The sequence below is a fragment of the Levilactobacillus sp. HBUAS70063 genome, assembly GCF_038374745.1.
In the GTDB taxonomy this organism is placed as follows: Bacteria; Bacillota; Bacilli; order Lactobacillales; family Lactobacillaceae; genus Levilactobacillus.
Genome location: NZ_JBANSM010000004.1, coordinates 16,774 through 38,243, shown reverse-complemented (window position 1 = coordinate 38,243; position 21,470 = coordinate 16,774). Strand labels below are relative to the sequence as shown.

At 52.0% G+C, this 21,470-nt stretch carries 20 protein-coding genes; 9 read left to right on the top strand and 11 right to left on the bottom strand.

The window, feature by feature from the left end:
- Positions 1–89: 89 nt before the first annotated feature.
- From V8I28_RS07015 to V8I28_RS06995, 5 genes are all read right to left on the bottom strand, one after another.
- Positions 90–1,220: a glycerate kinase family protein gene (locus tag V8I28_RS07015; protein ID WP_341779419.1), complete on the bottom strand. Its 1,131-nt coding sequence runs from the start codon at positions 1,218–1,220 to the stop codon at positions 90–92.
- Positions 1,221–1,244: 24 nt separating this feature from the next.
- Entirely contained in the window at positions 1,245–2,546 is a 1,302-nt protein-coding gene (locus V8I28_RS07010; protein WP_341779418.1) for a GntP family permease, read from the bottom strand.
- Between the two features lie 382 nt (positions 2,547–2,928).
- Entirely contained in the window at positions 2,929–4,155 is a 1,227-nt protein-coding gene (locus V8I28_RS07005; protein ID WP_341779417.1) for a serine hydrolase domain-containing protein, read from the bottom strand.
- Positions 4,156–4,471: 316 nt separating this feature from the next.
- On the bottom strand, positions 4,472–5,143 hold the full coding sequence (locus V8I28_RS07000; protein WP_341779416.1) for a 2,3-bisphosphoglycerate-dependent phosphoglycerate mutase: 672 nt from the start codon (positions 5,141–5,143) through the stop codon (positions 4,472–4,474).
- Positions 5,144–5,304: 161 nt separating this feature from the next.
- Positions 5,305–6,321 carry an NADP-dependent oxidoreductase gene (locus V8I28_RS06995; protein WP_341779415.1) on the bottom strand — a complete coding sequence of 339 codons (1,017 nt, stop codon included), beginning with the start codon at positions 6,319–6,321 and terminating at the stop codon, positions 5,305–5,307.
- A 173-nt stretch (positions 6,322–6,494) separates the two neighbouring features.
- On the opposite strand from V8I28_RS06995, the gene V8I28_RS06990 reads away from it, so the two are divergent.
- Both V8I28_RS06990 and V8I28_RS06985 read left to right on the top strand, forming a co-directional pair.
- Positions 6,495–6,833, top strand: a complete 339-nt coding sequence (locus V8I28_RS06990; protein ID WP_341779414.1) for an ArsR/SmtB family transcription factor — start codon at positions 6,495–6,497, stop codon at positions 6,831–6,833.
- Complete coding sequence (locus V8I28_RS06985; protein ID WP_341779413.1) at positions 6,815–7,510, top strand: type 1 glutamine amidotransferase domain-containing protein; 696 nt, start codon at positions 6,815–6,817, stop codon at positions 7,508–7,510. The genes V8I28_RS06990 and V8I28_RS06985 overlap by 19 nt, the downstream gene beginning before the upstream one ends.
- Positions 7,511–7,584: 74 nt before the next feature.
- On the opposite strand, the gene V8I28_RS06980 is transcribed toward V8I28_RS06985, so the two are convergent.
- Together V8I28_RS06980 and V8I28_RS06975 are read right to left on the bottom strand one after the other, a co-directional pair.
- Positions 7,585–8,655 (bottom strand): DMT family transporter, encoded by a 1,071-nt coding sequence (locus tag V8I28_RS06980; protein WP_341779412.1) that lies wholly within the window; start codon positions 8,653–8,655, stop codon positions 7,585–7,587.
- 40 nt (positions 8,656–8,695) lie between these two features.
- Positions 8,696–9,643: an AEC family transporter gene (locus V8I28_RS06975; RefSeq protein ID WP_341779411.1), complete on the bottom strand. Its 948-nt coding sequence runs from the start codon at positions 9,641–9,643 to the stop codon at positions 8,696–8,698.
- Positions 9,644–10,008: 365 nt separating this feature from the next.
- Here V8I28_RS06975 and V8I28_RS06970 point away from each other — a divergent pair, with 365 nt between their 5' ends.
- From V8I28_RS06970 to V8I28_RS06950, 5 genes are all read left to right on the top strand, one after another.
- Positions 10,009–11,181 (top strand): LCP family glycopolymer transferase, encoded by a 1,173-nt coding sequence (locus tag V8I28_RS06970; RefSeq protein ID WP_341779410.1) that lies wholly within the window; start codon positions 10,009–10,011, stop codon positions 11,179–11,181.
- 171 nt (positions 11,182–11,352) lie between these two features.
- Positions 11,353–12,267 (top strand): metal ABC transporter solute-binding protein, Zn/Mn family, encoded by a 915-nt coding sequence (locus tag V8I28_RS06965; protein ID WP_341779409.1) that lies wholly within the window; start codon positions 11,353–11,355, stop codon positions 12,265–12,267.
- 148 nt (positions 12,268–12,415) lie between these two features.
- Positions 12,416–13,063, top strand: coding sequence for an EAL domain-containing protein (locus V8I28_RS06960; RefSeq protein WP_341779408.1), 648 nt, complete (start codon positions 12,416–12,418; stop codon positions 13,061–13,063).
- A 151-nt stretch (positions 13,064–13,214) separates the two neighbouring features.
- Positions 13,215–14,345 (top strand): GGDEF domain-containing protein, encoded by a 1,131-nt coding sequence (locus tag V8I28_RS06955; protein ID WP_341779407.1) that lies wholly within the window; start codon positions 13,215–13,217, stop codon positions 14,343–14,345.
- Between the two features lie 242 nt (positions 14,346–14,587).
- Positions 14,588–15,718 (top strand): GGDEF domain-containing protein, encoded by a 1,131-nt coding sequence (locus tag V8I28_RS06950; RefSeq protein WP_341779406.1) that lies wholly within the window; start codon positions 14,588–14,590, stop codon positions 15,716–15,718.
- Positions 15,719–16,048: 330 nt separating this feature from the next.
- Here V8I28_RS06950 and V8I28_RS06945 read toward each other — a convergent pair whose 3' ends face one another.
- The 3 genes from V8I28_RS06945 to V8I28_RS06935 form a co-directional block, all read right to left on the bottom strand.
- Positions 16,049–16,462, bottom strand: a complete 414-nt coding sequence (locus tag V8I28_RS06945; protein WP_341779405.1) for a PTS sugar transporter subunit IIA — start codon at positions 16,460–16,462, stop codon at positions 16,049–16,051.
- Positions 16,463–16,550: 88 nt separating this feature from the next.
- The gene (locus tag V8I28_RS06940) at positions 16,551–17,162 is read right to left on the bottom strand and encodes an HAD family hydrolase (protein WP_341779404.1); all 612 of its coding nucleotides are present in this window, start codon (positions 17,160–17,162) and stop codon (positions 16,551–16,553) included.
- 97 nt (positions 17,163–17,259) lie between these two features.
- The gene (locus V8I28_RS06935) at positions 17,260–18,696 is read right to left on the bottom strand and encodes an MATE family efflux transporter (RefSeq protein WP_341779403.1); all 1,437 of its coding nucleotides are present in this window, start codon (positions 18,694–18,696) and stop codon (positions 17,260–17,262) included.
- A 492-nt stretch (positions 18,697–19,188) separates the two neighbouring features.
- Between V8I28_RS06935 and V8I28_RS06930 the strand changes: the two genes are divergently transcribed.
- Positions 19,189–19,407: a helix-turn-helix domain-containing protein gene (locus V8I28_RS06930; protein WP_341779402.1), complete on the top strand. Its 219-nt coding sequence runs from the start codon at positions 19,189–19,191 to the stop codon at positions 19,405–19,407.
- 94 nt (positions 19,408–19,501) lie between these two features.
- Positions 19,502–20,365: a D-alanyl-D-alanine carboxypeptidase gene (locus tag V8I28_RS06925; RefSeq protein ID WP_341779401.1), complete on the top strand. Its 864-nt coding sequence runs from the start codon at positions 19,502–19,504 to the stop codon at positions 20,363–20,365.
- A gap of 33 nt (positions 20,366–20,398) precedes the next feature.
- Here the strand turns inward: V8I28_RS06925 and V8I28_RS06920 are convergent, their stop codons facing one another.
- Positions 20,399–21,376 (bottom strand): helveticin J family class III bacteriocin, encoded by a 978-nt coding sequence (locus V8I28_RS06920; protein ID WP_341779400.1) that lies wholly within the window; start codon positions 21,374–21,376, stop codon positions 20,399–20,401.
- Positions 21,377–21,470: the final 94 nt, after the last annotated feature.

The window sequence follows — 21,470 nt, the reverse complement described above, 5'->3', positions numbered from 1 at the left end:
GGTAAAAAAGACGTCTGCGGGTCAGATTATCTGGCCACAGACGTCTCACAGAACCGATTTAACCGGGTTTAGGGGTATCCCGGTCTAAATTACTTAATAACCCGGGCAATATTTTCCGCCGTCCGCGCCAGATTTTCCTGCCCGGTCGCGATGGCCGTGGGCAGATCCACAATTCCCGGAAGAATCCCAAAGATCGCGTCAATCCCGAGGTCGTAGAGCTGGTCGATCCCCGCACCAACATTGCCAGCCACGCCAATCACCTTGGCGTGCGGACTCGCAACCTTCACCGCCTGGGCCGTGCCCATGGGGGTCTTGCCGTACTGGGTCTGAAAATCAATGGCGCCCTCACCCGTGAAGACGTAATCCGCGTCGACCGCGCGTTCCTTGAGATGCGTTTCACGAACCACGATTTCCACGCCCTTCTCCATTTGAGAATCGGTAAAGGCCAGTAGACCCGCACCCAAGCCACCGGCCGCGCCGGCTCCCGGGAAGTCCGCGAGGTCCTTACCCAGCGTAGCCTTAATCAATGCCGCATAGTGGGCGAGATTGGCGTCCAAAGTCGCCACCATCGCCGGCGTTGCGCCCTTCTGCGGACCAAAGACGGCCGCCGAACCCTTTTCTCCGACCAGCGGATTGGTCACGTCCGAGGCAATCCGAACCTTAGTCTGGGCCACCAGCGGATCGATACCGCTCACGTCAATAGTGGCCAGGTCGGCGAGGCCGCCACCGCCACGAGAGATGGGGGCACCGGCCGTGTCCAGGAACTTCACGCCTAGAGCTTCGGCCATCCCCTGACCGCCATCGGTCGTGGCACTACCGCCGATACCGATGATAATCTCCCGGGCGCCGTGGTGCATGGCATCCAGCATGAGTTGCCCGGTGCCGTAAGTCGTGGTCACCAGGGGATCCTTCGTGTCTTCGTTCACAAATTGAATCCCGCTGGCCGCCGCCATCTCAATCACGGCCGTCTGCTGGTCGCCCAACAGGCCGTACTCGGCGGAGACTGGTTGGCCCAACGGATTCAAGACGTCGGCGTGCCGGAAGCTACCGTGCGTGGCATCGACCAGGGACTGAACCGTCCCCTCGCCGCCGTCCGCCATGGGAACCAGCTCGTAGTCGGCCTCGGGAAAGACCCGTTTCAGGCCGGTATAAATGGCATCCGCGGCCTGTTTCGCCGTCAGACTCCCCTTAAATGAATCCGGTGCAATTACAAATTTCATTATCCAATCGTCCTTTCCTTGCCGTTAAAATAGCGTAAACATTACGACACCCACGATGGTCATGGTCAACCCCACGGCCGTTTCGTAAGGCACCGACTGCATCCGTTCCTTTAAAGTCATGTTCATGGCGTTGGCCGTCACGTGGAAGTAGTTTCCTTGTGGCAGGTGGTCAATCACCGTTGCCCCGGTGTGGACCATGACCGCTGCGGCCAATGGCGCCGTTCCAAAGGCCAGGATGGCTTTACCAAACGACCCGGTGGCCAAGATAACCCCGGTCGAGGTCGAAGCCGTTGCCGCGGCCATCAGAATCCCGGCGATCGGTGCCAGGAAGGTCCCGGAGATGCCGGAAATCTTGATTAAATGGACGATGACGGCGGGCAAGGTGGAGGTGGTAATCAAGCCCCCAATGGCCCCGGCCCCGATCAGAATCAGGACAACATCGGTCATCCGGGCCATCCCGGCCTTGGTGTAGGCCAGGACCTGTTTCCCCTGACGCATGGCCAGCATGCCGATTAAACCGGCTAGTGGCAAAATGTACATGGCGTCCACGTTGAATTTCTCCAGCAGGCCGATATGTAAGACGTTGCCCACCGGATTTAACAGTAACAGGATAACGGCCAGTAACGGCGCCACAATGGCCGTTTTCAGGGAAGGCAAGGGCATGGTCTGGTCATCCCCTTGAGCCTGGTTGGCTTGGACATCGGCCATCGTGGCTAGCGTTCCGCGATGCCGCAGTAGCGTGGCAATCAAAACGGTCGCAATCAAGCCGAAGACGGCCGGAATGAAGTCGGCGACCATCAACTGACTCAGCTCCAAGTGAAACCCGTGGGCCGCCGCGATGGTGTTGGGATTAGGCGAGATGATGTTTCCCGCCTTCCCCCCACCGGACAGGGCCACCAGCAGTGCCAGCTTGGAAATTTGCATGCGACTCCCCACTTCCAAGGCAATCGGTGCCACAATCAGGACGGCCACTGGGATGAAGACCCCCACCGCCGTGATAATCATGGTTGCCAACGCCAGGGAAAGAATGGCGAGGCTCTCTCCAAACTTAGTGACGATGCCCCGGGCAATCGCGTTGGCCGCACCGGATTCCATCATGACCCCGGCGAAGACGCCGGCCGCCAGCACCCGCACCACGGTCCCCATGACACTCTGAGAGCCCGTCACGACGATGTTTACCGTCTGAGTCAGGTTGGCGCCCCCGATGAGTGCCCCGACAATGGTTCCCAGTAATAAGGAATACACGGGATTTAACTTTCTGAGAATTAAAATAATGGCGAGGGCCAGGCCAATCAAGGCTCCCACCCAGCTAACTGAAACCGTCAATTTTTTCACACTCCTAGATTTGATAAGTGAATTGCGTAACTATCTTTGCGAACTCGTCAAATTATACAACAACCCTTTTCACAATAAAAGTGTTAATTTTGCGACATGCACCGAATAATATGGAAGAAAAGTTAAAGTTGCCTGGTCTTACTGATCACCTCCTAATCTTAATCCGTTGCGATGAAACCAGCGTTTCCACCTCCTTTTCTGGTTTTAAAATCCGAATACTGACTCGAAATGAAATCGGTTACTCGATTGCTCAAACAGTAACGTTCTGCGCAAAAAAAGAGCTTGGGCCATAACACCCAAACTCTTGCTTCACCTTTAAATCATCGAAATGTGTGCCAACGGGCAGCTGATTCCACGATTTTCTCATTTTCATTTAAAACAACCGACTGGCGGCGTTCACACTGCGGAACGTGCTAATCGCCAAGTCTTCCGTGGACCAGGTCGGATACATCCCGCCCTTGTAGTAGTTGTTGGACAGGAGGATCACGCCGGTCTTGCCGTTACGACTCATGACGAAGGTGCCCTCGTAGTCATCGCCGACCCCGTGACCGTAGTAGCCCACGCGATCCAGATGATAGAGGCCCCCGGCATAGTGCGCCGTGGTACTGGTGCTTTGATGCAAGCAGTTCGCGCCACTAGCCTTCTTCAACACCGTCCCACGGATGATGGCGCGTTCGACCCGAAAGACATCGCCGGCCGACATGGTCGCATTGCCCGTGGCAATCTGCACGGCCATATCCTTGGCGGATGGCACGTGCGGTTGCGAATAATTGCCGGGAACCGTACCACTGTAGCCAATCGTTTCGCCCGAATGCTTGAGCTGGGCAAAGCTGGTGTGGTTTAGGCTCAACGGCGTCACCAAGTGTTCATAGAACAGCTGGTAGTACGATTCATGCGTGACCTTGCGTAAAATCCCCGCCAACAGCGTGTAGCTGATGGGCTGATAGTTGAATTGATTGATCTTGGTCTGGTCAATCCGGGCCTGCTGACTCGCATAACGATAAACGGCCGGCTCCGTCAGCGTGGTTCCGGGATTCAGATCCCCGGTAATCCCCGCTTCCATGTTCAACATCTGCCGGAGCGTCACCTTATTACTCCCCTTGATTTGCGGGTAGTACTTGCTCAGTTTATCCGTTAAATGTAGTTGGCCGGCCTGTGCCGCACGCATGACTAAGATTCCGGTCATGGATTTTTGAATCGAGTTCACCAGGAACTGCGACGTGGCCTGATTGGCACGGTGTTTCTTGGCATTGGCCTTCCCAAACGACCGCTGATAGACGACCTTGTTGTTCTTGACCACCAGCGCCGTTCCCACGAACTTCTTCGCGCGTAACTGCTTGGTGAATCGCGCCGCAAACTGCGGATTCTTCTTTCCCTTATTCTGCTTATCTAACGCCGTCTTCTTTTTACTGCGCTGTTGATTGCTCTGCAACGCATCGTAGGCAATCTCCTGGCGCGTCTGCTTGGCGTGAAGCTTGTTGGTCGTGCGCACCGTCTGCTGGTCCTTGGTATCCAATTCATGCATCCCAAAAACGACGCCGCTGATCCCCAAGATCACGACGAATAGGATGCCCCAATGCCCCAAATTCCGTGTGTTCAAAATCCTCAATCCCCCTTAAAAATTAGGCTTCCCTACTCTTTGCCTGTTATTTATTGAGGTGTACCTTGACTAACCGACTGATCCATCCGGGGTAACTCCCTTAACTGGACCAAAACGGCCTAAAGAACGGTCGGTCCCAACCAACCATCCTTGGTCTTACGCTCCCCAAAAACATCGTGACTAATCACCAGCCACCGGTCAAATCATCAAGGAAAAGTCCCTTTCCTTTGATTATACGAAAAGGCTGGCCAAACACAATCATTTCTGCCAATTGTGCGAGCCAACCTAATTATCTTAGTCTTTTGTTAACTAATTATTATAATATTAATTTTCTGAGGACGTTGAGGCGGTCGTCGAAGTCGTATTGGATGGGTTCGCCGTTGGCCACTTCCACCTTGCTGATGTCGGCATCGGCCACGCCATCCAGGTACTTAATCAACGCCCGTAGCGTGCTACCATGGGCGACGATTAGCTGATTGTGCCCGTCAAGCAGGCGCGGGGCAATCTGGTCGACCCAGTACGGCATCAACCGGTGGTAGGCCATCTCCAGGCTTTCACCCAAAGGCTCGATGTGCGGGCCAAATTTATCGTACCGTTGATCCTGCGTGATGTGATCCAGTAGGGGCGGTACCGTCTTAAAGCTCCGCCGCCAAATCTTAATCTGCTTGTCGCCGACCTGCTCTCTGACCTTGGCCTTGTTCTTTCCCCGCAAGGCGCCGTAGTGGCGTTCGTTTAGCCGCCAGGACTTGTACTCCGGAATGTACAGCTGGTCGATGGCCTCTAAGACAATGTTCGAGGTCACGATGGCCCGCTGAAGCATGGAAGTGTGGAGCGCCCCAAACTGTAGGCCCGTCTGCGCCACGAGCTGTCCGGCGGCTCGAGCCTGTTGCCGGCCCTTCGCCGTCAGCGGCACGTCATTCCACCCCGTAAAAATGTTGTCCCGGTTGGCGACACTCTCACCGTGTCGTAAAATAACCAGCGTTGCCATCTGTCACGCTCCCTTTCTCTCTATCGTTACCACGATAATCATAACATAGGGGCGCTCGGGTTTCGCTTAATTTGTGCAAGAAATCACGGATTCGATGAGTCGCCCACCCGCTATTTTCTAAACATCCGCCCTTGACCTGATCCCGCTAAGGTAAGGGCCGCCTACGACTGTGCGACCATCACGATGATTTTTCCCCGGGCATGGCCACGCCTAGAGTAGTCGAGGGCCCGATCCACGTCTTGGAGGCTAAAGGTCCGGTCAATCACCGGGTGGAGTTGGCCGGTCGTCAGTAACGCTGTCAGGTCTTCCAATTCTTGGCCGCTGGGTGCCATGAACAGGAAGCGATAACTCACGCCGGTCCGCGTCTCTAATCGCGTCAACCGATGACTGACGATGCGCAAGAGTTCCCGCTTCCACAGTGGTAAACCGTATGCCTTGGCGAAGCGGGCATTGGGAAGGCCCGCGACGCTGACCACCTGGCCGCCACGTTTGACCACCGAGAATGCTCGCTCCAACTGCCGACCGCCGAGGGTGTCAACCACCGCATCGTAATTCGTCAAGACCTCCGCGAAATCCGTGGTATGGTAGTCAATCACGCGGTCAGCTCCCAGTCCGCGAACCAGGTCGAAATTCCGGGGACTCGTGGTCGTGGCGACGTAGGCACCCAGTGACTCCGCCACCTGAATGGCCAGCGTACCCAGTCCCCCAGCACCAGCCTGAATGAGGACCTTCTGACCGGGCTTCACGTTAAGCACATCGTGGAGGGCCTGGTAACTGGTCAGTCCCACTAAGGGAATGGCGGCGGCCTCGTTAAACGTAAGATTACCGGGCTTTAACGCAATGTCCGCGGCATCAACGGCGAGATATTCGGCAAAAGTCCCAATCCGGGTCTTTCGCGGCCGGCCATACACCGCATCCCCTACCTTAAACCGGGTCACTTGGGTTCCAACGGCCACAACCTCCCCGGCAAAATCACTCCCCAAAATCAGGGGCATCCGGTAGGTCAGTAGCAGCTTCAAATCCCCCGCCATGGTCTTGTGATCGATTGGGTTGATACTGGCTGCTCTGATCTTTACCAGCACATCGGTTGGCCGCATGGCCGGAACCGGAACGGTTTGCAGATGCGGTGTTGCCTGACCATAGTGAGTTATCACGGCAGCTTGCATATAATTTTGCATATCTTTCTCAGCTTTCTTGGTTCATATTTTTAAACGATTAAGGTCTAGCATACTGACTCCGTTTAAAAATGTCAACCAACAAAATCATCGCCAATCCTTGAAAAACACTGCTTGACAGAACCAACAGCAAATGGTTTAATGGTTTAGAATAATGAACGAACAGGAGACCAAAATTGTCGAACTTAACGAAACTAAAACACGAATTCACCAAGTCCAGTGACTTCTTAATTGCGCTGGGCGACCAGAAGCGGCAGGCCATTATCATCGCGTTACTGGAACCACAGATCATCCACCGGGGGCTTCAAGTCACCGATCTCGTGGGTGTGACCGGGCTGTCCCGACCGGCCGTCTCGCACCACCTCAAAATTTTAAAGGACGTTCAACTCGTGGATTACCGTCGCGAAGGCACGAAGAACTTCTACTACCTCACGCATCAGACGAAAGCCATTGACCAGCTCAAAACCCTCTTAGACCACGTAACGGAGACGATGACATGCAACCAACAACTTTAAAGAAAATTCTCGTAGTTTTAACGAATACGACGCGCTACGGTCGGACGACCGACCCCACCGGACTCTGGCTGGGCGAAGCGACCGAATTTGCCGTAATCGCCCAACGTGCCGGCTATCAGGTAGACTACGTCAGTCCTCGGGGAGGCTTCGTGCCGCTCGATCCTCGGAGCATGAAGTATACGGACGAAGAAACACTGACCGTCTACGAATCTGCTGACTTCCAGCGCCGCGCTCTGACCCACTCGTTAAGTCCCCAGCAGGTGAATCCCGCGGACTACGTGGCTATCTACTACGCCGGCGGTCACGGGGTGATGTGGGACTTCCCCGATAATCAGCCCTTACAGACGATTGCCGCCACGATTTATGCCCATGGCGGTTATGTCACCTCGGTTTGTCATGGGATTGCCGGTCTCCTGAACATCCAGACGGCACCCGGCCAGTATTTAATCGCCGATCACCAAGTCACCGGTTTTACCAAATCAGAGGAGATCTTGGCGGGCAAACGCTCGGTGGTCCCGTTCTACAACCAGCCAGCGGCCGAGGCGCACGGTGCAACCTTCCTGAAGAAGCGGGCCTACAAAGAATACGCCGTCCAAGACGGCCGGTTGATTACTGGGCAGAATCCCTTCTCGGCTAAGGCGGTCGCCCGGTTGTTGGTCCAGAATCTAACCGCATAAAAATACCCGTTTTCCGTTAGACGACGATGTCTAATGGGAAACGGGTATTTTACGCTTTAACGCGACTATTTTATTTAATCCGTAGATTCTGTCGAAGACGACTTCACATGAGCTTCCGCACGAGCCCGGAGCTTAGCAGCCGCGGTCTGGGGCGTAGCGTCTTGGAAGTCGCTGGCTGGGACGGTTGCGTCCTGATCGGCCAACTGGGATTCGCGGGACTTGACCCGGTTCCCCATGAAGGTGACGACCGAACCCAACAGAATGACCACAATCCCCACGATCGTATTCGTTAAAATCCGTTCGTGAATCAGCAATGCGGCCAAGATGGGCGCCAACCCTGGCTTAATGAAGAAGACCAGTGACGCCGTGGACACGTCGGACCGTTCCATGGCCAAGAAGTAAAAGGCGAACCCCCCACCGGTCACGCAGACGCCGATGAAGAACAGCAACCAGAAGTACTCCAGGGTGACATTTTTCAAGATAGGCATGGCGGCGAACTGGCTTAACCAGGACACCTGCCGCATGCCACCCGCAATGGCTGGCACGTGGCTCACTAGCATCAACAATAACAGTTCGAATGAGCCAGCGAAGAACGTAAAGCAGGTCATGATAATGCCGTTGAAGTGGTGTCGCACGGACCCCCACCGCGAAACGATGCTGTACAACCCGAAAGTCAAGGCTGACCCAATTGCCAGGCTCAAGCCCACGGCATTGGTCAAGTGGGCGGGATTGACGATGATGATTAAGCCAATAATGGAAATCACCACGGCAATCAAGTTGGCCCGGCCCAACCGTTCGTGCAAGATCAGATAGGAAAAGATCAGCGCGAAGACGGGGTTACAACTGAACAGGACGGCCACCGTCGACGCTTGGTCCACGGAAATGGCCAACTGGTACAGCGTCATGGAGACGATCACGCAGACGAAGCCTGTCAGGAAAAACAGGCCCCAGTCGGAACGCGTCAGGTGGTGATTCTGTTTGCGCAATGCCCGTAAGGCAATCGGCAGTAGCACCAGTCCCCCGATGAAGAAGCGAATCAGGTTAAGCTGAATGGGGTTGAACGCCCCACCGGCCGCCTTCAAGGCGATTTCCATCGAACTAAACATCAAAGTTGAAAATGCGATATACAACAACGTTTTTCTCAAAACGAACCTAGTTCCTCCCTGTGTGTCAAACCTTCAGCGTCTAGTGAATCTGTTGGACGATCACCATCAGAATCGGAATCACCACTAAACTTAGGAGGGTCGTTTCGGTTACCATGATGGCCGCGTAATCCGTATCCGCGTGGTAGAGCTTCGCCACTACCGGGGCATTGGTCATTACGGGCATCGCCGCTTGTAAAATAAAGACTTGTTTCATTAATAATGGCATGGGCGTGGGAATGACCAGACAGGCCATTAATGTCGGTGCCACCAGGAATCGTCCGAAGAGGATTCCCAGGCTATCGCGGTTCAGTCGGATATTTTGCACCCCGGCTCCCGCAATCGCCGTGCCGATGAAGATCATCGACAATGGCACGGTCAAGCCACCCACGTAGCTAAAATCCTTCATGATCCAGCCGGGTAATTGAATATCCAGCAGAACCAGCGCCACCCCGAGCATGAAGCCCAGTAGCGGTGGCGAGAAAATCTTTTTCAACGTGGTGACCAGATTGAACTTCGCCGTGCCCTGACCATCGCGTTGAATCAGGTACGCCCCCAACGTCCAGAAGAACGTGGTGTTCGCCATGTAATAGACCAACACGAAGGGCATACTCTTGGGGCCGAACAGCGCCTCGTTAACCGGCAGGCCCACGAAGACGGTGTTGGAATTGGCAAACATCGCCTCGAACAGCCCCCGGCGTTCCGGATGGACCTTAAACCCGTGAAAGGCAATCACGGACAAGCCAAACATGATGAGCATCGACACGATGGGAAACCGCAAGTCCGGTAGCGTTGACTTCAGCGTCTGCGCCGAGAACTGGGTGGTAATCGTACTAATCATATAAGCCGGTAACGCAATCTGCGTCACCAAGCGGGCAATTAACCGCCGAGACTGCTCATCGAACCACCCACGGCGGGATAGAATATAACCTAAACCAATCATCACCAGGATGATGAGCACCCCGGAGACACTGCGAACAAAGACGGCCATGAGACACCCTCCCGCCAATCATCATAAAATATTAACGATTCTTAAGTAACTTGGCCCATTATAGCACGGGTCCCGTTTTCCAAACGATCGTAACCGGTTACAAACGCCTATCCGATACGCTTTAACTCACCTTGACAAGCTTTTGTAAACTTCATTTGTCTTCCAGATTATACCCGAAATCGGTCGTTTGGGTCATGACCAAGCGTTTACGAATCCCGGTTTTTGTGGTCTAATAAATTAATTGAGTCCGCAAACCAGATTTCCAGGGGAACACTAAAATTTGGTTGGGCTGGCCGACTCCGGATTGCCTCGTGAGCGCCAGCAGCGTGTAGATAAAGATTTTAATGAGGATGAGGAAATTAACTATGCCAAACGATAATGGAAGTAGACGCCAACGGTCGCCAGAGGACTTCGAACAAGTCTATGACCGCCGGGCCGATCGCAATTCACACTTTAAGACACCGCAAGTTCACCCCCACCGTCCCGTCATGTGGACGATCGTCATCGTCTTACTAGTAATGTTGACCGGGGGACTAGCGTACGGCTATCAAGCCTGGACTTCCGCCAAGAAGACCTTTAGCCAGACCTACGAGTCCTCGAAGGCAGCCAAGAGTCGAAACGTCTCGGCCGTGTTGAAGAAGAACAAGCCCTTCTCGATTCTTTTGATGGGAACCGATACCGGGGCGCTGGGCCGGTCGGACGTGGGTCGGACGGATACCATGATGGTGGCCACGATTAATCCGACTAAGGAAACGGCCTACCTGACCAGTATTCCTCGAGATACCCGGGTTACGGTCGGCTCTGGGGTAAACGCCTCCGTTCAGAAGATTAACGCCGCCTACACAATTGGCGGGCCAAAGACGGCCGTGAAGACCGTGGAAAACCTGTTGGACATCCCCATCGACTTCTACGCCATCGTCAACATGGGTGGTCTGGAAAAGATGGTCGACGCCGTCAATGGCGTGGACGTGACGCCAACGCTGACCTTCCACTACGGGGCGGCCAACGTCACCAAGGGCAAGAAGGTTCATTTGAACGGGAAGCAGGCCCTGGCCTACTCGCGGATGCGGCACGAAGATCCGTTAGGTGATTACGGTCGGCAGAAACGCCAACGGCAAGTGCTGCAGAAGCTGGTCGTCAAGGCGGCCGGACTGACCTCACTGACCCGTTATCAACAGATTCTAACGTCCTTAAAGGGTAACTTGAAGACCGACCTGACCTTCGATGATCTGATGCAGATTCGTGCCAAATATGGCGATGCCTCTCACCACATCAAGTCCGAAACCTTACAGGGACAAGACGCAATGATCGATGGACTCTCGTACCAGGTGCCCACCAACGCTGAATTGAAGAAGGTCTCCAATCACATTCGAAAGACTCTCGAGCTATCCAATACCAAGAGCTTTACCACCGATGCCGATACCACCGCGTACGGCACCGACACGAGCTACGATACCAGCTATACCGGGTCGACCACGGCTAACAATGGCTATGGCGCTTCGACTTCGACGACAAACAATAATGGTTACGGCTACTAAAATCAAAACCCTTAATTCCCCTGTCATCTCAGCATTAGCTGTGCGTGGCGGGGGTTTTCTTGTGGGCACCATTATCCAATTTTTAAAAGTTAGCCTTGCCAAGCGACGGTGACTTCTGTAGTATCTAAATAGTAATAATTACCATTTAGATACTAGAGGAGAGAGAATTTGATGCGATTTCATGTTAACCGTTTTATCTTGGGGGCCCTAGCGCTGAGTGGGTTGATGCTAGGCGTCACCGCCTGTCGGCAAACGGCCCCCGCAGCAACCACCAGTAAGACGAAGCCGATTCACGTGGTGGCCAGCTTGGACTTTTACGGCGAGGTTGCCAGAGCCGTTCTGGGCGACCACGGCACGGTGACCACGATTATCAAGAGTTCCGGCATCGACCCCCACGACTTTGAGCCCACCCCGCGGGATGCCACCGCGGTCACCCGCGCCAACGTGGTCCTCGGCAACGGTCTGGGCTATGACGGCTGGCTGGCCAAGCTCGCCAAAAGCGGTCGCCACCACCCCCAGCTGATTCGCGTGGGCGAAGACGTCATGGGCAAACAACTTGGCGCCAACGAACATATCTGGTATGATCCAGAGACGATGGCGCGAACGGCGACCTATCTGGCTAAGCAATTTGGCAAACGCGCCCCTCGCTATCGGGCGACTTATCAGCGCAACGCCGCGGCCTACATCCGCCGCCTCGCACCACTGCAGGCTCAGGTGAAGACCTTAAAGCAAAACAGTCGGCAACAACACGTGGCCGTCAGCGAACCCGTCTTCGACTACGCCCTCACGGCATTGGGCTATCGTCGTAATAACGATGCCTTCGCCCACGCCATCGAGAATGGCACCGATCCGTCCCCCGCGGCTATCAAACGTCTGCAGGCCGACCTGCGCCAACACCGGATTGCCTTTCTGGTCAATAACCGCCAGGCCAGCAACAAGACCGTTCAGGCGATGGTCCGGTTGGCCAAGCAGGAACACGTGCCCGTGCTAAACGTTACCGAAACCCTGCCCCAGGGGAAAAACTACCTGTCCTGGATGCAAGGCCAGTATCGCCAGTTAGCGGCAATCCAACGACAAGCTGAGTAATTCATCAAGAGGGTGGCTGGTCTACGCCCCTCTTTACTCGAAATGTAAATGACTAGCAACATTAAACGGTATATGGCGTTGTGCTTTTTAGGAAAAGGTCTAGAATGAAGATAAACCTTAAATTGAGAAATTAAAGGAGTCGACTCAAATGTATCGTTTTTTTGTGCAGCCACAAATCAATCAAGATGATCATAAAGTCTTCGGCTATGAAGTCCTCCTGCGTAAACAACAGAACGAGACGTGGGTGTTACCGCAACATTTTACGGATATCTCCGTTGCGGAACAAGCTACTCTGCTGGAGCAGACAGCTGCCGCCCTTCACACAGCGGCGAATCAGCAAGTCTTAGCCTTTAACCTAAACAACCAACAATTACGGGATCCCTTCACCTTGGGCACCATTGTTGCGCTTAAAAAACGAATTAATCCCGCTGCGTTGACCATCGAATTGACCGAGGCCCCCACGTTGCCGGAGGTGCAGCTCTTCAGTATGACCCTGCACCAATATGGCATCAAGCTGGTCTTGGATGACGTGGGCACCGGCTCGAACACCTACGAGAACGTCAAGCACCTGTTGCCCTTCGTCGACGAGATTAAATTCGCGATGCAAAATTTGCGGATGGCCAATCGCGCCGAAGAGATTCCGGCCTCACTGGCCTTCTGGTCCAACATCGCCAACCAGTATCGCCTACAAATGGTGCTGGAAGGCGTCGAGGACGCGAAGGATCAGGCGTTGGCCAAGAAGTTTGGCATCACCCTGCACCAGGGGTATTTGTACGGAAAACCCAGTTTAGTCTAATCAGTTGGAGTCGTCTGCGCGGTCACGTCCCAGACGACTCCCTATTTTTTCTCTAAATTTCGCCGGGATGGGTAGCCCAATTAAGTTTCACGCGTTAACATATAAGTAACGTATCTTTTAAGCTATAAAAATATAGAATGGATGACTAACCATGACCTGGTCCCAATGGTTTGTCACGCCGGCTTTTACCAGCATCTTCTTCCTACTCGGCGTGCTAACCCTGTATTGGTTCTTAACCAATAAAATAATTCAATATTTGGAGCACCGGGGTAAGCAGGTACCACCCGAAAAAGTTCGCACCATTGTCGGCCTCATCTACATGCTAACGCTACTGGTGGTGACCCAAGTCTCGGTCAACGGCACCGCACACAGCTGGGTCTTCACCAACTTTGAAATCTTTGCGATCGTCTTCGTCAGTTATTTCTTAATGTTGGAAATTCGGCTGTGGCAACTGAGCATCGCCGTTTTAATCTTCATGACCTTCGACCAGTCATTTGACGTCGTCTTATCCTGGGCCTTTTCGCTGATCTACGTCTTGTTCTACGTGACGTTAAAGATGGTTAAGCGCCATCGCCACAGCCCGGCACGGGACTTCAGCGACTATACCGCCGTCACATTGGTCTTCACCACGGTGCTGTGGCTCATCACGATGATGCGCCATCACCTGTCGCTGAGCACGGTTGGTTGGGAGATTCTCTTTAGTTTCTTCCTGCTGACCATCATGTATTTCTACGTGGACTCCCTGCTGGCCGGGGCCTCCACGTTGGCCCAGCTGACGTACACCACGAATTTCGATGAGCTGACCCACGTGCACAACTACTATGCCTTTAAAAACGAATTCGGTCACGCGTTCACGGCCGCCCAAAACAATCGGGAACCGTTGACGCTGATGCTCTTTGATATCGACCACTTCAAGCATGTCAACGATACGTACGGGCATTTGGCGGGCGACTACGTGCTACGAAACGTGGCCCAGCTGATTACCAAGCAACTACAGTCAATCTCGCCGGACTTGCGGCTTTACCGGACCGGTGGAGAGGAGTTCACCATTATTTTCAAGAACTACACCACCGACCAGGCCCGCGAACACGTGGACGCCATTGCTCAAGCCGTGCGCGATGGGCAATTCCGCCATTCGGGCAAAACGATTAACGTCAGCATTTCCGTGGGCGTGACCCAGTTACAAACGGACGATGAGGATCAGGTTGCGCTGTATCGCAGAGCCGATCAGAACCTCTACTTCTCAAAGCGTCACGGCCGCGACCGCGTGACGATTGCTTAGTTTTTATTAGGATTAGTCGCGTGGTCTAACGGGCGATTAAAATTGGCAACACCAGGGCCCGGGATGCTTTCCCAGGCCCTTCTTTGCGCGCTAGAAGTCCTGTGGTTGCCGCAACGTGGGAGGGAGCTGGCCGCCTTACCGTTCGCCCAGCGATTAACTTTAAGAAAAGCATTGGCGATTGCCAACAACCGCGTTATGATGGAAGAACAGCGCACTAAAACTTATAGAAATGGAGACGCCACATGACTTGGTCTAAATGGTTCGTTGCGCCCGCCCTCACCAGTGTTTTCTTCCTGCTGGGCGTGCTCACCCTTTACTGGTTTATTACGAATCGCTTAATTAAATATCTGGAAAAGCGTCACGACCACGTCGATGGCCAGGAGGTTCAGGCCATCTTCGGTCTCCTCTACATGGCGCTACTGATGATGATCACCCAACTCGCCGTCAATGGCACACCGGACGGCTGGGTCTTCGTCAACTTTCAAATCTTTGCGGTGATCTTTTTGAGTTACTTCATCCGCTTGAAGATTCAGATTTGGCAAATTTTCATCGTGATCATCGTCTTCATGGCGCTCAACGGCACCCTGACGATTCCGCTTTCTTGGCTATTCATGCTCATCTACGTGGGCCTGTACTTCGCGATGGCCTACATTCGGCGGCACCGCCACGGCCTTTGGCGAGACTTTGCAGCCTACACTCTGGTCAATCTGGTCTTCTCCACGGCCATGTGGATTGTCATGTTCTTTCGGTTCCACTTCCCCTGGACCACGATTGCCTGGGAGATTCTCTTTAGCTTCTTCTTCATGACGGTCATGTTCGTCTACATCGATTCCATTCTGGCCGGAGCCAGCACCTTAGCGCAGTTGACTTATACCACGAACTTCGATGAACTGACCCGCGTGCGGAACTACTACGCCTTTAAAAATGAATTCGGCATGGCCTTTGAACGGGCTCAAACCCACCACGAGCCGCTAACCCTGATGCTCTTCGATATCGACCATTTTAAGCATGTTAACGATACGTACGGGCACCTGACCGGGGATTACGTCTTAACCAACGTGGCGCAACTCATCACGGCGCAACTAAAGGCGATTGGCGACCAACCGCGACTCTACCGGACCGGGGGCGAAGAATTTACCATCGTCTTCCCCAACTATTCGTTGCAAGCGGCTCAGCAACACGTCGACGCCATCGCACAAGCCGTCCGGGACCAGCCTTTCCACCAGAACGGCCAGACGATTGCCGTCAGCATCTCCGCCGGCGTCACACAATTCCAGACGACCGACGAGGACCAGCTGGACATCTACCGCCGCGCCGATCAGCATCTGTATTATTCGAAACGTCACGGTCGCGACCAAGTGACCGTTGATTAAAATTTAAGAGGATAGGACTAGGACGCTTGGGCCGTTGACTCAAGCGTCCTTTTTATATAAAAATCTTTATAAGGTTCATGGCATGAACTATCCGGTTGGTTATGGTAGAGTGGACTTACCAAAAAAGAATGGTGGGTGATCTCATGCGTCCTTCCCAGCAACTGCAAGGCCATTGGAACCTGTTCAACCGGCGTCCGTACAACTCCCTGACCGCCACAACGCTCACGACTTCCCGTTATCGCTGGGATCGGCGCCATCATCTCCCCACCAAACATCCCCCACAAGCGTCAAAAAAGCGTTGCCCTTCACGACAACGCTTCCTCGCTTGACTTAATTCTCATCATTCATTTCCTGCGAGACGTCCAGATGGCGAACGCCACCCTGGGCGGCCTGCTCAAGGTGCGGAATGGCCACGGCCAACGGCTGCTTTTGAATCGCCAATGCCTCGATAAGCATGGGTAGGTTCAAGACGGCGACTAGACCGTAATTCTCTGGATGCCGGGCCACTAACTGGCGGGCCGCATTGAACGGCGAGCCGCCCCACAAATCAACTAAAAACAATAACTCAGATACGGGTTGCAACTGTTGAATAGCAGCCTGATAATGGTTAACCAAATCTTCAACGCTCTCGTTGCCGGCCAATGTGACGGCCACCACTTTCCGCGCCTTACCGAAGATCATCTCGGCACTTTGTAAAATGCCCCGGGCAAATTCCCCGTGGCCTGTGACGATTATGGCAAGCATTCTGCCACCCCTTTGTCATTTACCGCAATCGCGGCTTACTGGATACTTTCTGGCTCAAATATAGCACAATTCCAGAGGATCCACCACTTTAGCACAAGTTAAGCATATCCCCTGGTTGGTTGAACGTCACATCCGGGGTAAATCCTCGCGGTTGCTTGCCATTCCAACCGGCAAAACCGAACGTCACGTGGGCGGCGCGAGAGGCCCTCACATCGTAGTCCGTGTCCCCCACGTAGATGGTCGTGGCCGGGTCGGCGTGCAACCGTTCCATGGCCAGCAAAATTCCATCCGGCGCGGGCTTGCCGTGCGCCACGTCCTCGGCAATCACGTGCTGGCTGAAATAATCGGCTAAGCCTTCGCCAACCACGTCACGTTGGTACTCAAACCGTTGCTTGGACGTCATGACGGCTAAGTTGACACCAGCGTCCTTTAACCGTTGTAACGCCGCAAAGACGCCTGGATAAACGGCGACCGTTTCCCGGTAATCCTGGGTGCGAGGACCCCACAAGGCCAACACCGCCTCCACATCGGGCACCTTCAGTCGAATCAGGGCGTCTCTGCTGGGAATCCCAAAGGTCGTCGCCAGCTCGGCGTAGGGCCGATCCATCCCGCGTTCGTGCAGGATAGCCTGCAGGGATTTAATATACATGGCTTCGGTGTCTAATAAGGTGCCATCAATATCAAAAATAAAACTCTTCATGAACGTAAAGCACTCCTCAATTAGCGGTTAGCTGTTTATTTTTAACAAAAAAGGTAGCCGTTAAATCACGACTACCCCTAGTGTATCACGCTTTGGTTTAGGACTCTAATTTAGGTTGTGGTGCGGTTGGCATCGCCGCCTCGTTAGACGTTGACTGAGCCACTTCTTCAGCCGTTGGCTTACCAGCAACCACGTCTTCGGACCGTTGCAGATTCCGCAGTTGCTTGACCGCCCGAATCCAGGAAGGCACTAGGATCGCGCAGGACCCCAACCAAGCCAGAGGTTCGGCGGACACGGCACCGGCGTAACCGAATGCCCCGACCATGAAGAGGGCCGCGAAGACCCGCATCGTCAGCTCACCGACCCCTGCCAGGGTTGGCAATACCCGCCGACCAAGGCCTTGAAGGGTATTGCGGATGATGAATAAGACACTCAGCAACAGGTAGCTACTCCCAATAATGTTAAAGTACGTTTGTGATAACCGAATAACGTTCTCATCGGCCGTCCCGATAATCAGCGTCACGATAGGCTTACCGAAGAAGATCACCAAGCCACCGGCAAAGACGGCAAAGCTCCCAGATAACCAGAGGGTCTTCTTGACCCCTTCCATGATCCGTCCGTATTTAGCCGCACCAAAGTTCTGAGCGGCAAAGGTTGCCATGGTTACCCCAAAGGACGACATCGGCAGTGAACATAATTGGTCCACCTTGGAAGCCGCCGTGGAAGCGGCCACGGAGTCGGTCCCTAAAGAGTTCAGGGCCGCCTGCATGACCATCGTCCCAATGGCGATGATTGACAGTTGAAAGCCCATGGGCATCCCCGTGGAGAAATGATCCCACAGTTCGTGAAAATCAATCTTGAAGTCCGCTCTGGAGATGTGCAGTAACGGAATGGAACGGATGATGTAAATCACACAGAGCAAGGACGCAATCACCTGAGAGATAACCGTGGCCCAACCGGCACCGGCCACGCCCATGTGAAAGACCAGGATGAAGAGTAATTCCAAAAGCACGTTGACGACCGTCCCAATCACCAGGAAGATCAGCGGCGTCCGGGAATCACCCAAGGCCCGGATAATGTTGGATAGCAAGTTAAAGGCCATCGACGCAAAGATCCCGGCGAAGATGGTGCTGATGAAGATCCGGGCATTTTCAAAGATGGAAGCCGGCGTCTGCATCAAGTGAAGAATAGGATCAACGAAGGTCAGCGACAATACCGTCAGCACGATGGTCATTAAGATTGAAATGACAATGCTCGCGGCAAAAGACTTCCGCACCCCTTTGTAATCGCGGGCGCCGTAACGCGTTGCCGTGATAATCGCCAGGCCGGCCGTTAAGCCTTGGGCGAACCCAATGATCAAAAAGTTGATGGAGCCCGTTGCCCCAACAGCGGCCAGCGCCTTGACCCCTAAGGTTTGCCCCACAACCACAGTGTCTGATACGTTATATAATTGCTGAAACAAGTTACCAATTAAAAGTGGAATCGTGAAAAAGAAAATGAGTTTGAGGGAATTGCCCTTAGTTAAGTCGTTCATGCGCCGACCTCCTTTTTGAATTTTGTCAATCATTGACACAGGATTACTACTATAACGCCTGGCTTTCACTTTGTCAGCCTTTTTGCTTGAAAACTTTCATAATCCCCGATTTAATTTCCAATATTACGCCCTTCTTAAGGATTTTTGAAGACCTATTTGGGGTGAAAACGATTGCGTAGCGAAATTGTTATCTGTTTGTCATTTAAGGCCCACTAACGGACCAAAATTGCGGGAAACCCAAAGAGACTTGGGCCAAGGTATAAGGAGCTACTCTCAATGATTAGTACTGTAGATTCTGAATCCCCTGATTTTAATGCCTCATCAACTAGGGTATACTAACAGGGATGGGAGACGTACCTGTAGGGGGTAATTTATGAGGCTTCAATATGAGTAAGAAAATAACTAAATTGCTTTATGTAGCTATCATTGTCAGTTCATTATCTCTAATTCTCAGTCTTCTCCGTCTATTCAAAATGCTGTGAGGTGATAGAAATGACAGAACATATCAATCTAAACAATCCTGAAATCATGAGTGCTAAAGACGCTGCTGCACGTTGGGGAAAGGCCCCGGATTACGTTCGTTCGGCATTAAGGGCACGCCCTGAGCGCTTTCCAGAAGGCACTGTACGCCTATTTGGGCGACAGTTAGTAGTTACCCGCGAAGGTATGGAAGCCGTAACTGGTCACAAGGAGATTACGCCTAATGACTAGCGTCGCAAATTATTAATCCGCTGATTTTTAATGTTTCAAAACTGGGGTATACTAACAACAAGGATGGTAGGAACATAATTGGGAGGTAATTCAATTGAAAACAATCGGAATTAAGGGAGCTACATTACTAATACTTCTAGGGGCTGTGGCTGGAAGCGTAGCTGTTACAAATGCATCTGCAAGCAAAAAATCTTATCCATGGAAGTATGGACTAACCAAAAATTACTCATGGTCAGCGCCAAAGGACGATGCCGCACCTCTTTATAACACAAACACTAAGAAAAATGCCTATATCTGGAACAAGAACTTCACTAAGAAGTTATACAATATCAAAAAATATCAATATACTTCTTGGTACGTTCAAAAATCGTTTAAGCGGCATGGAAAGGTGTATTACCAAGTTTACGGAAACAAAAAGTCAGGATATGTTTGGCATGGCTATGTCACTCCCGCAATTTCTAAAAAAATCAGTTCATTCAAATCAGATAGTAGTTACCGTAGCTATCTGAACAATAATAAATCTCAGAAGCTCGCACGAGCCGTGTTGAAATACTTCCCCAAGGCTAAGGTTAGTTTGGATCTTTCACAACGGGGAGCAGGCCAGTTTGTTGGCAACACATCATTAAATACTAGTAATTATAAACATGTTATTGACTTACAGTCTCTAAGTCACGATGTAAAGACGTCATACGGAACTAGTTACAACGAAACAATCTTAAATGTTTTGGACTCTCCTGTAACATCAAGCAATGCTGCTTTAGCTAAAACGGTTAACGCAATTCTTATGAAAAACGGCTATACAAAAAAGAAAATTTCCAACCTGATTAATCAAGGGTATAAGCTAGGCATCTATGTCAATGGTGGAACTGGAATTTCAGCAGGAAAAAAAGGCTATCCTTGGACAATTAATACTCAAGCGGATACTATGAATAGTTCCACTTTATATTTAGCAAAATAAAAAGCAGGCCATTGCTGGCTTGCTTTTTTTATATCAGAACTTAGTTTTATCAATGTAATAAACTAAATTATCCGTCGTTTGATTTTCAGGGTATGGAACACCCGCAGGTTGACTATGGTACGCAACACCTAAGAACAGGTAGTTGCCTTTGAGTTGAATGCCTTCGGTTTCAACGAGCCCCTTTGAGATAGGCCAGTAACGACTATCAACCTTATGCCCCTTGTTAATAGTGCCGCTACTCCAAAGAGATTTAGAAATAGTAGGTTGTTCACCCTCATTACCAGATGACATATAAATTGCAGCACCATCAGATAAATCTAAGCCTTGAACTGAGTTGTTCATGGTGTGACTAAGAGATAGGTTACCAGAAATAGTCATAGTTGCAATAGCAGTTGCTTTAACCGCAGGATCACTGGCCGCAATGTTCTTGCCTTCGTTATTGTCAAGAACATTGTTAAGCTGTTCAAGATTATACCGCGTAAGAACAGACTTTGTCTTAGCTTGGTTCATAGCTAAAATCAGGATTTCTTTGCCTGACGTAGATACGGCTGCTTCAGTGCGCAGCAACGTGCCAATTGAGGCACCGCTCTTCTGAGCATGGTTAATAGATGAGATACGAGTGACTTCTAGGTTGCTATCAATTGTTGCACCGTCTTGATATTCAATCCGGCCAATTTGTGTAGCCCATCCATCAGTATTGGGTTTAGTTGCAACCAAGAAATAACCAGTACCATTATGAGAAAAATAATCCAGAGTTTGACCGTGACCAAAGTGTAAAAGACTCATCTGCCCCTGATAAGTTGGAGTTTGAGCCTTTTCATCGAATGGACGATCCATCGAAAAGCGTGAAATATAGAGACTATCTCCAGACTTTTGCAGAGCATACAAATTACTGGTTCCTACATAGACTTTTTGAACAGCCGTCTTGTGTGGCAAATTCTTTAGAACAAAAGCCTTTTTCATCATATACCCTTTTAATGTTTCATGATCGTGCGAAGTTAATTCAGCCAAAATAAAAACCTCTTTCATGCTTAGTTGTTGCTACCAGGCCCGATAACGGTAATAAGCATACCGAGCTGGAATCCCTAGTGCGTGCGGGTTTCGT

What these genes read in the sequence shown, in the direction of transcription:
- V8I28_RS06955 (WP_341779407.1), top strand. Translation starts at nt 13,215, where the DNA reads ATGACCTGGTCCCAATGGTTTGTCACGCCGGCTTTTACCAGCATCTTC.
- V8I28_RS07000 (WP_341779416.1), bottom strand. Translation starts at nt 5,143, where the DNA reads ATGGCAACGCTGGTTATTTTACGACACGGTGAGAGTGTCGCCAACCGG.
- V8I28_RS06985 (WP_341779413.1), top strand. Translation starts at nt 6,815, where the DNA reads ATGCAACCAACAACTTTAAAGAAAATTCTCGTAGTTTTAACGAATACG.
- V8I28_RS06945 (WP_341779405.1), bottom strand. Translation starts at nt 16,462, where the DNA reads ATGCTTGCCATAATCGTCACAGGCCACGGGGAATTTGCCCGGGGCATT.
- V8I28_RS06960 (WP_341779408.1), top strand. Translation starts at nt 12,416, where the DNA reads ATGTATCGTTTTTTTGTGCAGCCACAAATCAATCAAGATGATCATAAA.
- V8I28_RS06965 (WP_341779409.1), top strand. Translation starts at nt 11,353, where the DNA reads ATGCGATTTCATGTTAACCGTTTTATCTTGGGGGCCCTAGCGCTGAGT.
- V8I28_RS07015 (WP_341779419.1), bottom strand. Translation starts at nt 1,220, where the DNA reads ATGAAATTTGTAATTGCACCGGATTCATTTAAGGGGAGTCTGACGGCG.
- V8I28_RS06930 (WP_341779402.1), top strand. Translation starts at nt 19,189, where the DNA reads ATGACAGAACATATCAATCTAAACAATCCTGAAATCATGAGTGCTAAA.
- V8I28_RS06950 (WP_341779406.1), top strand. Translation starts at nt 14,588, where the DNA reads ATGACTTGGTCTAAATGGTTCGTTGCGCCCGCCCTCACCAGTGTTTTC.
- V8I28_RS06975 (WP_341779411.1), bottom strand. Translation starts at nt 9,643, where the DNA reads ATGGCCGTCTTTGTTCGCAGTGTCTCCGGGGTGCTCATCATCCTGGTG.
- V8I28_RS06935 (WP_341779403.1), bottom strand. Translation starts at nt 18,696, where the DNA reads ATGAACGACTTAACTAAGGGCAATTCCCTCAAACTCATTTTCTTTTTC.
- V8I28_RS06940 (WP_341779404.1), bottom strand. Translation starts at nt 17,162, where the DNA reads ATGAAGAGTTTTATTTTTGATATTGATGGCACCTTATTAGACACCGAA.
- V8I28_RS06970 (WP_341779410.1), top strand. Translation starts at nt 10,009, where the DNA reads ATGCCAAACGATAATGGAAGTAGACGCCAACGGTCGCCAGAGGACTTC.
- V8I28_RS06995 (WP_341779415.1), bottom strand. Translation starts at nt 6,321, where the DNA reads ATGCAAAATTATATGCAAGCTGCCGTGATAACTCACTATGGTCAGGCA.